Source organism: Aquicoccus porphyridii (assembly GCF_008369105.1).
GTDB lineage: Bacteria > Pseudomonadota > Alphaproteobacteria > Rhodobacterales > Rhodobacteraceae > Aquicoccus > Aquicoccus porphyridii.
The window spans coordinates 113,878-126,028 of sequence record NZ_VINQ01000008.1 but is presented as its reverse complement, the minus strand read 5'-3'; the positions used below and the strand labels follow the sequence as shown (position 1 = coordinate 126,028).

At 65.3% G+C, this 12,151-nt stretch carries 11 protein-coding genes; 4 read left to right on the top strand and 7 right to left on the bottom strand.

Features of this window, described 5'->3' with window-relative positions; all coding sequences use genetic code 11:
- Positions 1 to 50 precede the first annotated feature (50 nt).
- Complete coding sequence (locus FLO80_RS12095) at positions 51 to 713, bottom strand: HAD-IA family hydrolase (RefSeq protein WP_111366753.1); 663 nt, start codon at positions 711 to 713, stop codon at positions 51 to 53.
- A 132-nt stretch (positions 714 to 845) separates the two neighbouring features.
- Between FLO80_RS12095 and glmU the strand changes: the two genes are divergently transcribed.
- From glmU to FLO80_RS12080, 3 genes are read left to right on the top strand one after another with little or no spacing between them, the layout of a single operon-like run.
- Positions 846 to 2,201: a bifunctional UDP-N-acetylglucosamine diphosphorylase/glucosamine-1-phosphate N-acetyltransferase GlmU gene (gene glmU, locus FLO80_RS12090; RefSeq protein ID WP_111366751.1), complete on the top strand. Its 1,356-nt coding sequence runs from the start codon at positions 846 to 848 to the stop codon at positions 2,199 to 2,201.
- A complete protein-coding gene (gene glmS, locus FLO80_RS12085) occupies positions 2,201 to 4,024 on the top strand; it encodes a glutamine--fructose-6-phosphate transaminase (isomerizing) (RefSeq protein WP_111366749.1) in 1,824 nt (607 codons plus the stop codon). Before glmU ends, glmS begins: the two co-directional genes overlap by 1 nt.
- Before the next feature lie 6 nt (positions 4,025 to 4,030).
- On the top strand, positions 4,031 to 4,708 hold the full coding sequence (locus tag FLO80_RS12080) for a DNA alkylation repair protein (RefSeq protein WP_111366747.1): 678 nt from the start codon (positions 4,031 to 4,033) through the stop codon (positions 4,706 to 4,708).
- Between the two features lie 157 nt (positions 4,709 to 4,865).
- Here FLO80_RS12080 and FLO80_RS12075 read toward each other — a convergent pair whose 3' ends face one another.
- A complete protein-coding gene (locus FLO80_RS12075) occupies positions 4,866 to 5,372 on the bottom strand; it encodes a hypothetical protein (protein ID WP_111366745.1) in 507 nt (168 codons plus the stop codon).
- Positions 5,373 to 5,460: 88 nt separating this feature from the next.
- On the opposite strand from FLO80_RS12075, the gene moaA reads away from it, so the two are divergent.
- The gene (moaA, locus tag FLO80_RS12070; RefSeq protein ID WP_111366743.1) at positions 5,461 to 6,468 is read left to right on the top strand and encodes a GTP 3',8-cyclase MoaA; all 1,008 of its coding nucleotides are present in this window, start codon (positions 5,461 to 5,463) and stop codon (positions 6,466 to 6,468) included.
- Positions 6,469 to 6,514: 46 nt separating this feature from the next.
- Here the strand turns inward: moaA and FLO80_RS12065 are convergent, their stop codons facing one another.
- From FLO80_RS12065 to FLO80_RS12045, 5 genes are all read right to left on the bottom strand, one after another.
- Entirely contained in the window at positions 6,515 to 7,678 is a 1,164-nt protein-coding gene (locus FLO80_RS12065; protein WP_111366741.1) for a M20 aminoacylase family protein, read from the bottom strand.
- A gap of 28 nt (positions 7,679 to 7,706) precedes the next feature.
- Complete coding sequence (locus tag FLO80_RS12060; RefSeq protein ID WP_111366739.1) at positions 7,707 to 8,870, bottom strand: M20 aminoacylase family protein; 1,164 nt, start codon at positions 8,868 to 8,870, stop codon at positions 7,707 to 7,709.
- Between the two features lie 62 nt (positions 8,871 to 8,932).
- Entirely contained in the window at positions 8,933 to 10,279 is a 1,347-nt protein-coding gene (locus tag FLO80_RS12055; RefSeq protein WP_439328720.1) for an NAD(P)/FAD-dependent oxidoreductase, read from the bottom strand.
- Positions 10,276 to 11,436 (bottom strand): acetylornithine deacetylase, encoded by a 1,161-nt coding sequence (argE, locus tag FLO80_RS12050; protein WP_111366737.1) that lies wholly within the window; start codon positions 11,434 to 11,436, stop codon positions 10,276 to 10,278. The genes FLO80_RS12055 and argE overlap by 4 nt, the downstream gene beginning before the upstream one ends.
- Positions 11,433 to 12,146 carry an SDR family NAD(P)-dependent oxidoreductase gene (locus FLO80_RS12045; protein WP_111366735.1) on the bottom strand — a complete coding sequence of 238 codons (714 nt, stop codon included), beginning with the start codon at positions 12,144 to 12,146 and terminating at the stop codon, positions 11,433 to 11,435. Before FLO80_RS12045 ends, argE begins: the two co-directional genes overlap by 4 nt.
- Positions 12,147 to 12,151 lie beyond the last annotated feature (5 nt).

Here is a 12,151-nt window from a genome sequence, read left to right as displayed (position 1 = left end):
GGGATATTTCTGCGCCACGCCGCGCGGCGCGTCAACGGCACATGCGCCGCTTATACCAGCAATCGCTCCACCACGCCGGGCAATTCCTCGTAGCTGTCGATCATCGCCTCGGGCGCCAGTGCCGCCATATCCGCACCCGATGGCCCGAACGTCACCAGGACCGACGGCACGCCCGCCGCCCGGGCGGTCAGGCGGTCGGTGTCGCTGTCACCCACCAGAAGACAGCGCGCCGGATCGCCGCCCAACCGTCGCGCCGCCTCGCGCAGCGGCGCGGGGTCGGGCTTGCGCACCGCCAGCGTATCGGCCCCCACCAGTGCGCCGAAAGCCGCGCGTGCACCGAGGCTCACCATCAGCCGCTCGGCCAGCGCCTCGGGCTTGTTGGTGCAGATCCCCACGCCGTAGCCCGCCCGCGCCAACAGCTCGACCGCCGCCATCGCCCCGGGGTAAAGCACGGTGTGCCGGTCGATGGCGCCCGCGTATTCCTCGAGCAGGCGCGGATACCACGCCTCGATCTCGTCTTCGCGCGGGCCGCCCATCCGGGCAAATCCCAGCCGCAGCATCGCCTTGCCCCCGCGCAGGGCAGTGCCCGCATCGCGCCCCGGGACCAGCAGATCGCCCGCCCCCATCGCCCGGAAACAGGCATTCGCCGCCGCGATCAGATCGCCCGACGTGTCCGCCAATGTTCCGTCGAGATCGAAAATCACCGATTTCATCTGCCTGCCCCTTCCCGGCGAAAACCCGCCTGCCCCTGTTACACGTCGCAAACTATCTTGAAGATTCGCGCCCTTGTCATGCGATACCAGCCGGATAAAACGGGCGCCAATGTATTAACAAGAGAATCGTTGATGAGCACCAACCTGATTATCCTCGCCGCCGGGCAAGGCACGCGCATGAACTCCGATCTGCCAAAGGTGCTGCATCCTGTGGCTGGCGCGCCGCTTCTGGTCCACGCGATGAAATCCGGTGCCGCGCTCGCCCCCGAACGCACCGTCGTCGTCGCCGGCGTGGGGGCCGACGCGGTCGCCGCCGCGGCGCAGGCCTTCGATGACACGGCACAGGTGGTGATCCAGTCCGAACAGCTTGGCACCGGCCATGCGGTGCTCTGTGCCCGCGAGGCGCTCAAGGGGGCATCGGGTGACGTGATCGTGCTTTATGGCGATACACCCTTCATCCGCCCCGAAACGCTCGAACGCATGGCCGAGGCGCGGGCGCGCCATGATGTCGTCGTGCTGGGGTTCGAACCGGCCGATCCGGGCCGCTACGGGCGCCTCGTGATGCAGGGCGAGATGCTGGAGCGGATCGTCGAATACAAGGACGCCTCCGACGAAGAGCGCACCATAACCCTTTGCAACAGCGGCGTTATCGCGGCCTCGGCCGACACGCTTTTCGACCTGCTCGATGCCGTCAGCAACGACAATGCCAGCCGGGAATACTATCTCACCGATATCGTCGCCATCGCCCGCGATCGGGGGCTGTCCGCCAGCGCCGTCACCTGCGATGAGGCCGAGACGATGGGCGTCAACTCCCGCGACCAACTGGCCCGGGCCGAGGCGGCGTTCCAGGCCCGTGCCCGCGCCGAGGCGCTGGAAAACGGCATCACCCTCACCGCCCCCGAAACCGTGTTCTTCGCCCATGACACGGTGATCGGCCGCGACACGGTGATCGAACCCAACGTGATCTTCGGCCCCGATGTGACCGTCGAATCCGGCGCCCGCATCCGCGCCTTTTCCCATCTCGAAGGCTGCCACGTCTCGCGCGGTGCCGTGGTCGGCCCCTATGCACGGCTGCGCCCCGGCGCGGAACTTTCCGAAAACGTCCATGTCGGCAATTTCGTCGAGATCAAGAACGCCACGCTCGCCGAGGGGGCCAAGGCCAATCACCTCAGCTATCTCGGGGATGCCAGCATCGGCGCGGGCACCAATATCGGCGCGGGCACGATCACCTGCAACTATGACGGCGTGATGAAACACCGCACCGAAATCGGCGCGCGCGCCTTCATCGGCTCGAACACCATGCTTGTCGCCCCGGTCCGGGTCGGTGACGACGCGATGACCGGTTCCGGCACCGTGGTCACCCGCGACGTGCCCGATGCGGCGCTGGCCGTCGGTCGCGCCGAGCAGGTCAACAAGCCGGGGCTGGCGCGCAAATTGTTCGAAATGTTGAAATCCAAGAAAGCAAAACGCGATAAGGAGGCTGGATAATGTGCGGAATTGTAGGGGTTCTGGGCAACCACGAAGCAGCACCCATCCTCGTCGAGGCGCTCAAGCGGCTGGAATATCGCGGGTATGACAGCGCCGGTATCGCCACCTTGAACGGCGGCCATCTCGACCGCCGCCGCGCGGTCGGCAAACTGGTCAACCTCTCCGATCTCCTAGTGCATGACCCGCTCACCGGCAAATCCGGCATCGGCCATACCCGCTGGGCCACCCATGGTGCGCCCACCGTGGATAACGCCCACCCGCATCGCGCCGGGCCGGTGGCCGTGGTGCATAACGGCATCATCGAGAATTTCCGCGAAATCCGCGCCGAACTGGCCGAAAAGGACATCCGGTTCACCACCGAAACCGACACCGAAACCGTGGCCCTGCTGGTGCAATGCCTCATGGAGCAGGGCCTGTCACCGCGCGAAGCCGCGCTCGAAACCATCAAGCGGCTGACCGGTGCCTATGCGCTCTGTTTCCTCTTCGAAGGCGAGGAGGATCTGCTCATCGCGGCGCGACAGGGCTCGCCGCTCGCCATCGGTCATGGCGAGAACGAGATGTTCGTCGGCTCCGACGCCATCGCGCTCGCCCCGATGACCAACCGCATCACCTATCTTGAAGAGGGCGATTTCGCCGTCATCACCCGCAGTTCACTGGAAATCCTCGACCGCGAGAACCGCCCCGCCAACCGCGAGATCCGCACCGTTTCGATCAAGAACACGCAGGTCGACAAGGGCGGGCATCAGCATTTCATGGCCAAGGAGATCGCCGAACAGCCCAAGGTGATCGGCGAGGCGATCCTGCATTACCTTTCGGATGACGGCAAATCGGTGGTCCTGCCCGGCAAGGGGGTCGACTTCACGCAAATCGACCGGCTCTCGCTGGTCGCCTGCGGCACCGCCTTCTATGCCTGCCTCACCGCGAAATACTGGTTCGAACAGATCGCCGGCCTGCCCTGCGATGTCGATATCGCCTCCGAATTCCGCTACCGCGAACCGCCCATCCCCGCCCGCACCGCCGCGCTCTTCGTGAGCCAGTCGGGCGAAACCGCCGACACGCTGGCCGCACTGCGTTTTTGCGAGGGCAAGGCCTCCTCCATCCTGTCGGTGGTCAACGTCCCCGAAAGCTCGATCGCGCGCGAATCCGACCTCGCGCTGCCGATCCTTGCAGGCACCGAGATCGGCGTCGCCTCGACCAAGGCGTTCACCTGCCAGCTCACCGTTCTCTACATGCTCGCCCTCAAGGCCGCACATGATCGCGGTGCCATCGGCGATGACCAGCTCACCGATCATCTCAGCGCCCTGCGCGCCCTGCCCTCGGCCTTCAACACCGCGCTCGAAGGCTCGCAAGCCATGGCCGCCGCCGCACAGAAGCTCGCCGAAGCGCGCGACATCCTCTTCCTTGGCCGCGGCCTGATGTTCCCCCTCGCCCTCGAAGGCGCCCTCAAGCTCAAGGAGATCAGCTATATCCACGCCGAGGCCTACGCATCCGGCGAACTCAAGCACGGCCCCATCGCGCTCATCGACAAACATGTGCCCGTGGTCGTGATGGCTCCGCGCGACGCGCTCTTTGACAAGACCACCTCGAACATGCAGGAAGTGATCGCCCGCAGCGGCCGCGTGCTCCTGATAACCGATCCGCCCGGCGCCACCGAGGCCGCGGATGACGCATGGATCACCCTCACCCTGCCTCAGGTCGAGCCCAATCTCACCCCGATCCTCTACGCCCTCCCGGCCCAGCTTCTGGCCTACCACACCGCCGTCGCCAAGGGCACCGATGTCGACCAGCCGCGCAACCTCGCCAAATCGGTGACGGTCGAGTAATCCGCGATGACCCTTTCCGATGCCCTCGACCAGCTGCGCGCCCATATCGAACCCGGTCGCGCCGAGGGCCAGAAAGCCTATCACAAGCAGGGCCGCGAAGTGCTGGGCATCCCCAACCCCGCGCTGAACGACCTTGCCAAGGCGTGGCGCCGGTCGCTCACCGTGGACGAGCGCGTCACCCTCGCCGATCAGCTCTGGCAGACCGATATCTTCGAGGCCCGCATCGCCGCCGCCAAGCTGCTGACCCAGGCCCGCATCCGCCCCGACGCCGCCGCCTGGGCGCTGATCCAGGGCTGGGTGCCCGATTTCGACAGTTGGGCAATTGCCGATCACGCCTGCATTGCCGGGCAGAAACGTCTCGTCGCCGACCCCGCGCGGCTCGACGCGGTCGAGCCCTGGACCCGGTCCGACCATATGTGGACGCGCCGCGCAGCACTGGTCATTACCCTGCCCTGGACCCGGCAGAACCACCCCGGCCCGGATGATCTGGCACTCCGCGACAGGGTGCTGGGGTGGGCCGCCTCTTACGTCGATGATCCGGACTGGTTCATCCAGAAAGCCGTGGCCTGGTGGCTGCGCGATCTTTCGAAACACGACCCCGCCAGAAGCCGTGCCTTCCTCGACGCCCACGGGGCGCGAATGAAACCGTTTGCCCGCAAGGAGGCGGGGAAATACCTGCCATGAGATCCTGCACACGCGTCGCCGCCGCGCGCAGCCTTTACCATTTCGGCCGCCCGTTTCGCTGCATCGCGGCGGTGCACGCCCAACAGCCGGGCAGCAGCCGGGGATCACCCCCCGGATTTACACCGAAACCCCGCGTTAACCCGGCGGGACGGTGCGGTCACTCACTGTAAACCTCGACCTCTGGCAGGTCGGTCAGCGGCGCCTCGATCACCCGAAAAGCGGCCAGTGACATGCGGCTTCCGGCGCCACGCGGTGCATCAATCGGGATCAGGTCAAGCTCTACCGCCTTGCCATTGCTGGGAAAAATCACGCGCCCCTGCCCCGCGGCGGAAACAAGCGGCGTCTCGATCCACAGGCCCGGCCGCGCCGGATCGCCCAGCGACGCGATGGTGCGCCCAAGGCTGCGCCCCTGCCCGCCAGCCTGCGCCGTCTGCCCGGCACGCTCGGCCGCCTGCCTTTCCTCGGCGCTGGTGGTGTCGAACTCCTCGACCGTCCGGGTCCGCATGGACGGGCGCACCGCGGCATCCGCCTCCCCTGGCCGCGCCACCGGGCGGACCTGCGGCTCGCCGCCGCCATCGGGCGCAACCCCCTGTTCCATAGGCATGATTTCCCCGCATCCTGCCAGGAAAACCGCCACACCAACACTCACGAACCGCTGTTTCATGGGGACAGGTTACGCCCTTCCCCCTGCTCCATCAATCGCGCAGATCGCCCTTGCGCGTGGCACCGCCCACGCATAGGTTCCTTGTGTCATGACAGCACCCCTGATCGACCCATTCCAGCGCGCCATCTCCTACCTGCGCGTCTCGGTGACCGACCGCTGCGATTTTCGCTGCGTCTATTGCATGTCCGAGAACATGACCTTCCTGCCCAAGAAGGAACTCCTGACGCTGGAAGAGCTTGACCGGATGTGTTCCACCTTCATCCGCCTCGGTGTCGAGAAACTGCGCATCACCGGCGGTGAGCCGCTGGTGCGGCGCGACATCATGACGTTTTTCCGCTCGATGACCCGCCATCTCGACTCCGGCGCGCTCAGGGAATTGACGCTGACCACCAATGGCAGCCAGTTACACCGCTTTTCCAAGGACTTGTACGATGCCGGCGTGCGCCGGGTGAACATTTCACTCGACACGCTCGACCCCGACAAATTCGCCGCGATCACCCGCTGGGGCAAGCTCGACAACGTGCTGCGCGGGATCGACGCGGCGCAAGAGGCGGGCCTGAGGGTCAAGATCAACGCCGTCGCGCTCAAGGGTTTCAACGATGTCGAACTGTTCGATCTGACCGAATGGGCCGCCGCCCGCGACATGGACCTCACCTGGATCGAGGTCATGCCGATGGGCGACATCGGCAACGAGGACCGGCTCGATCAATACTGGTCGCTCAAGGATCTGCGCGCAAAACTCGAATCACGCTACACGCTCACCGACCTCGCCGAGCGCTCGGGCGGACCTGCGCGCTATGTTAAGATCAATGAAACCGGTCAGAAGATAGGTTTCATCACGCCGCTCACGCATAATTTCTGCGAAAGCTGCAACCGCGTCCGCCTCACCTGCACGGGCGAACTTTTCATGTGCCTCGGACAAGAGGATCAGGCCGACCTGCGCGTGCCCCTGCGCAATCACCCCGACAGCGACGCGCCGCTCGAAGCGGCGATCCGCGCCGCCATCGCGCGCAAGCCCAAGGGCCATGATTTCGATTATTCGCGGCAGGACGTCTCGGGCCAGATGCCCCGCCACATGAGCCACACAGGCGGATAGGCCAAAGGGCAGGGTCACATCACCCCCGCCCTTTGTTTTCAATGCCTTACGCGGCAGGCATCCGCTTTTCGACCATTTCCGTGAACCATGAACAGCCCGCCGGAATCGCCTCGTCATTGAAGTTGTACTTGGGGTGGTGCACCATCGCCGTGTCGCCATTGCCCAGCAGGATATAGGCCCCCGGCCGTTCCTCCAGCATGAAGGCGAAATCCTCGCCCCCCATCACCAACGGCGCCTCGCCGCAATCGCCCGAGATGGATTTCGCCACCTCGATCGCGAAATCTGTCTGCTCGGGATGGTTCTCCATCACCGGGTAGCTGCGCAGATAGTCGATCTCGGCCCGCCCCCCGAACGTGGCCGCAATCCCTTGGCAAATCTCGGAAATCCGGCGTTCGGCAAGGTCGCGCATCTCGGGGCTCATGGTCCGCACCGTGCCCTTCAGCTCGACCTGCTGCGGGATCACGTTGAACGCTTTCGACGAGGTCTCGAACGACGTGACCGACACCACGACCCGATCAATCGGATCGGCATTGCGGCTGGCGATGGTCTGAAGCGCCGTGACCGCCTGCGCCGCCATCACCGTGGTGTCGACCGTCTCATGCGGCTTGGCGGCATGGCCGCCAAGGCCCTCGAAGGTGATGTTGAACCGGTCCGCCGCGGCAAAGAACGGCCCCGAGCGGATCGCGAACGCCCCCACCGGCAAGCCCGGCCAATTGTGCATCCCGTAAACCTCGTGAATGTTGAACCGCTTCATCATCCCGTCGTCGCACATCTCCTTGCCGCCGCCGCCGCCTTCCTCGGCGGGCTGAAAGATCACCACCGCCGTGCCGTCGAAATTGCGCGTCTCGGCAAGATGTTTCGCCGCCCCCAGAAGCATCGCGGTATGCCCGTCATGGCCACAGGCATGCATCGCGCCCGGCGTCTTCGACGCATAGTCGAGCCCCGTCGCCTCATCCATCGGAAGCGCATCCATGTCGGCCCGCAACCCGATGGTTTTGCCCGACTTGTCGCTCTTGCCCTTGATCACGCCCACGACCCCGGTGCGCCCGATTCCTTCCACCACCTCGTCACAGCCGAATTCGCGCAGCTTCTCGGCGACCAACGCCGATGTCCGGTGCGTATCGAACAGGATCTCGGGATGTTGATGGATATCGCGTCGCCATTCGGTGATTTCCCCGTGCAGCTCCGCAAAGCGGTTCTTGACTGGCATCTTTGTCTTTCCTTCTTGTTGCTATGTCTCAGCCCAGCGGCATCCGCGTCTCGGCCAGTTCGGCAAACCAGCTCGTGCCGAACGGGATCGCCTCGTCGTTGAATTCGTATTTCGGGTTATGCAGATCGGCACTCGCCCCGTTGCCGATGAAAATATAGGCCCCCGGTCGCGCATCGAGCATATCGGCGAAATCCTCGCCGCCCATCACCGGGGTCATCTCGGTCTCGACCGCATCCGAAATCCGCCGCGCGGCATGGGCCGCGTTCTCGACGCCTTGCGGATCGTTCACCAGAACCACCCGGTCGGCGATATAGGTCAACTCGGCCTCGGCCCCGTGCGCCTGCGCCGTCAGCCGCGCCAGCACCTCCATCCGCTCGCGCACCAGCGTCTGCACCTCGGGCTTCAACGTCCGCACCGTCCCCTTGAGCGTCACGCTGTCGGGCAGCACGTTGTAGGTGTCGCTCTCGCTGCGAAACCCGCAAACCGACACCACCACGTTTTCGAGCGGATCGACATTGCGCGACGCGATGGATTGCAGCGCCTGCACGATCTGCGACGCGGCCAGCACCGTATCGACCCCCAGATGCGGCATCGCGCCATGCCCGCCCTTGCCCCGCACGAGGATTTCGAACTTGTCCGGCGCGGCCATCTGTGGCCCCGGACGCATCGCGAAATGGCCCACCGGCATCCCGGGCCAGTTGTGCAGCCCGTAAACCTCGGCCACGTTCCAACGCTCCATCACGCCCGCATCGACCATTGCCCTCGCGCCACCGCCACCCTCTTCGGCGGGCTGGAACAGCAACACGACCGAGCCGTCGAAATTGCGCGTCTCGGACAGGTATTTCGCCGCCCCCAGAAGCATCGCGGTATGCCCGTCATGGCCACAGGCATGCATCTTGCCGGGCCGGGTCGAGGCATGTGCCGACCCGGTCGCCTCATTTATGGGCAATGCGTCCATGTCGGCGCGAAAGCCAATCGCACGATCGCCACCGCCCTGCCCCCGGATCACCCCGACAACACCCGTGCCGCCGACACCCTCGACCACCTCGTCACAGCCAAAGTCGCGCAGCTTTCCGGCCACGAAACCGGCGGTTTCGTACTCCTCGAACCGCAGTTCCGGGTTGGCATGCAGATGATGTCGCCACCCGGCGATGTCTTGCTGCATTTCGGCCAGGCGATTCTTGACGGGCATGGTGTCTCTCCTGTTGCGCAGCGTTGAACTTACTCCCCTCACCGGCATGGGCAAGGGGGGGGTCAGAGATCGGGGCCCAGCTCCAGTTTCGAGCCGTCGGAAAAACGCGACAAACGGAACCGGCCCAGATCATGCCCCGGCGTCTCGCCGCACATCAGATCGGCCATGATCCGCCCGAACCCCGGGCCAATCCCGAACCCATGCCCGCACATGCCGGTGCAGATGAACAGCCCCGGCAGTTTTGCCGCCTCATCCACCACCGGCACCACGTCGGGCATGGTGTCGATCATCCCCGCCCATTTGCGCGCCACCGGCACTTTTCCCAGCGCCGGAAAGGTCTCCTCGAACCGCCGCAGCACGTCGGTCAGCGCCCGCTCGTTCGGCGCGGGGTCAAGAATACGCATCCGCTCGAACGGGCTTTGCTCGTCCAGCGACCAGCGCCGTGGCGTGCCCCAGCCATCCGGATAGCCCTCGGGTGCGAACAGCCGATAGCGCGGCCCGAACGGATCACCCATCAGAAGCTGCCGATACTGCGGCAGCGCGCGGAACGCATCCGGCCCGATCCAGAACTCGTAGAACCCAGACGAAGCCAGCGTATAGCCGCCATCCGCCCGCCGCCGAAACGCCATGCCCGATTCGCCCGCCGCATCGCCATGCACATCCGCCACCGGCCCCGTGGCCAACACGTTCGAGCGCACCGAAAGCTGCGGGATCTTCACCCCCTCGCGCCGCAGGAAAAGCGCCGACCACGCCCCCGCCGCCACCAGCACCCGGTCGCAAGCGATGCGCCCCTTCTCGGTCACCACCCCCGCAACCCGCCCCGCCGCGATATCAAGCCCGCGCGCTGCGCAACCCTCGATGATGGTCACACCCGCACGCATGGCCCCTCGCGCCAGCGCCGGCACCGCCACGAACGGTTCGGCGCACATGTCGCTGGGCGTGTGCAGCGCCCCGGCCCAACCCCGCGCCGCACCCGGCATCATCGTAGCCAGCTCGGCCTGGCTCATCATCCGGCTGTCCACGCCATTGGCGCGCGCCTCGGGCAACCATGCCTCGAACGCCGCCAGTTTCGTCTCGTCCGCTCCGAGAAACGTGATCCCACAGCTCCGCAGGCCGATATCCTCGCCCGTTTCCTCGGCCAGTTCGCGCCAGCGCGACAGCGCCTCGACCATGATCGGCAACTCGGCGCGGTCGCGCCCGGTCTGGCGAATCCAGCCCCAGTTGCGCGCGCTTTGTTCGGCAGCCACGCGGCCCTTTTCGACCACGACCACCCGCTGACCCTTGCGGGCCAGATACCATGCCGCAGTGATCCCGATCACACCGCCCCCGATGATCACCACATCGGCCATTTCGGGCAGCGCCGCGTCATGTTCCACCGCCTGCCCCATCGCAATGGGAAAACCGGTCACGCCAATTCCCGCAGCAATGCCTTCATGAAATCATGGCCCGCATTGAACTGCGCCACGCTGATGAACTCGTCGGGCTGGTGCGCCTGTTCGATACTGCCCGGGCCGCAGATCACGGCCGAATACCCCGCCGCCTGGAACTGCCCGGCCTCGGTGCCGTAGCTCACCACGTGGGTTCCGTTATCCCCGGTCAGCCGCCGCGCCAACGCCTCGGCCGCGCCATCCTCTTCCGGTACCAGCCCCGGCACGTCAAAGGCTTGCTCGAAGTCGATGCGCGCCTCGGGGCGGATCTTCTTCATCTCCGCCTCGACCTCGCGCAGCTTGGCGATATATCGGTCGCGCCAATCCTCGGCCGACTGGCTCGGCACCACGCGATAGCCTAGGGTAAACCGGCAATCCTTGGCCGTGATATTGTTGGCCGTGCCGCCCTGAATCGTGCCGACATGGCCCAGCGTCCAGGGTGGCTCGAACATCGCGGCCAGTTCATCCGGCTCGCGCGCCATCTCCTCGGCATTGACCTGGTTGGTCCAGTCGATGATCTTCGCCGCCTCCATGATCGCGTTGACCCCGGTGTGCATCAGGCTCGAATGCACCTCGAACCCCACGATATTCGTGACGATACCGATCCCGCCCTTGTGCCCCGTGACCGCGCGCATCTCCGACGGTTCGCCCACGATCACGGCACTCGCCCTGGGGATCGGCCCCTGCATCGCCCGGATCATCGGCGGCGCCCCGACACAGCCCACTTCCTCGTCATAGGAAAGCGCGATCTGAAGGGGGCGCGTCACGCCCTGATACTTCGCCTCGACCAGCGCCCAAAGCGCCAGCGCGTCAAACCCCTTCATGTCGCAGGTGCCACGCCCGAAATACTTGCCGTCGCGCTCGGTTACGGTGAACGGGTCGCTGGCCCATGGCTGGCCATCCACCGGCACCACGTCGGTATGCCCCGAGAGAATCACCCCGCCCTCGACCTCGGGGCCGACATGGGCGAAAAGCGCGGCCTGTTCGTTATCCTCACGGTAATGTCTGTGACAGACAATCCCGTGACCGGTCAGGTATTCCTCGACCCAATCGACAAGCGGCAGGTTCGAATCGCGGCTCACCGTCGGAAAGCTCACCAGCTTTTCCATCAGTTCCAGCGGGCTCAGTCGTGTGGTCACAGTCTGTATCCTCCTGACACGGTCAGCACTTCTCCGGTAATGAACGCCGCCTGATCGCTGATCAGGAAACACACAGCGTCCGCTATGTCCTGCGGCGTCCCCATGCGGCCAAGCGCGGTCATTTCGACAAAGGCCTGCTTCAGAGCCTCATCGCGCGCCGCACCGGCCACGTCAATGGCACCGGGCGCAATAGCGTTGACTCGAATACCTTGCGGTCCCAGTTCCTTGGCCGCTCCGCGCGTCCAAAGCTCAAGGGCCGCCTTGCTCGCCCCATACATCGACGCACCACTTGGCGGAAGGACGGCGTTGACCGATGAAATATTGACCATCACCCCCCCGCGCCCGAAATGTGGCCGCGCCGCTGCCAACAAGCCTTGTGCAGCAAAGAGATTCACCTCGAACATCGCGCGATATGCATCGGGGTCGAAGCTGTCGAGGGGCGAATCTGCGATCACACCGGCATTGTGCACAATCGCGTCAAGCCTGCCAAAACGCGCCATTGCTGCCTCAACCGCGCGGGCCGGCGTGGACGGGTCGGTCAAATCACCCTGAAACACGGCGCATTGCCCGATCATATCCGTGTCCGGCCTCGTCCTGTTGTAATGGACAGTCAGATCATGATCGGGGTAGAGGGCGGCAACGATTCCCTCTCCGATGCCCCGCGCTCCTCCCGTGATCAATACCGATTTGCGCGGTCCTGCCTTGGCCATGCCCG

What these genes read in the sequence shown, in the direction of transcription:
- FLO80_RS12095 (WP_111366753.1), bottom strand. Translation starts at nt 713, where the DNA reads ATGAAATCGGTGATTTTCGATCTCGACGGAACATTGGCGGACACGTCG.
- glmU (WP_111366751.1), top strand. Translation starts at nt 846, where the DNA reads ATGAGCACCAACCTGATTATCCTCGCCGCCGGGCAAGGCACGCGCATG.
- glmS (WP_111366749.1), top strand. Translation starts at nt 2,201, where the DNA reads ATGTGCGGAATTGTAGGGGTTCTGGGCAACCACGAAGCAGCACCCATC.
- FLO80_RS12080 (WP_111366747.1), top strand. Translation starts at nt 4,031, where the DNA reads ATGACCCTTTCCGATGCCCTCGACCAGCTGCGCGCCCATATCGAACCC.
- FLO80_RS12075 (WP_111366745.1), bottom strand. Translation starts at nt 5,372, where the DNA reads ATGAAACAGCGGTTCGTGAGTGTTGGTGTGGCGGTTTTCCTGGCAGGA.
- moaA (WP_111366743.1), top strand. Translation starts at nt 5,461, where the DNA reads ATGACAGCACCCCTGATCGACCCATTCCAGCGCGCCATCTCCTACCTG.
- FLO80_RS12065 (WP_111366741.1), bottom strand. Translation starts at nt 7,678, where the DNA reads ATGCCAGTCAAGAACCGCTTTGCGGAGCTGCACGGGGAAATCACCGAA.
- FLO80_RS12060 (WP_111366739.1), bottom strand. Translation starts at nt 8,870, where the DNA reads ATGCCCGTCAAGAATCGCCTGGCCGAAATGCAGCAAGACATCGCCGGG.
- FLO80_RS12045 (WP_111366735.1), bottom strand. Translation starts at nt 12,146, where the DNA reads ATGGCCAAGGCAGGACCGCGCAAATCGGTATTGATCACGGGAGGAGCG.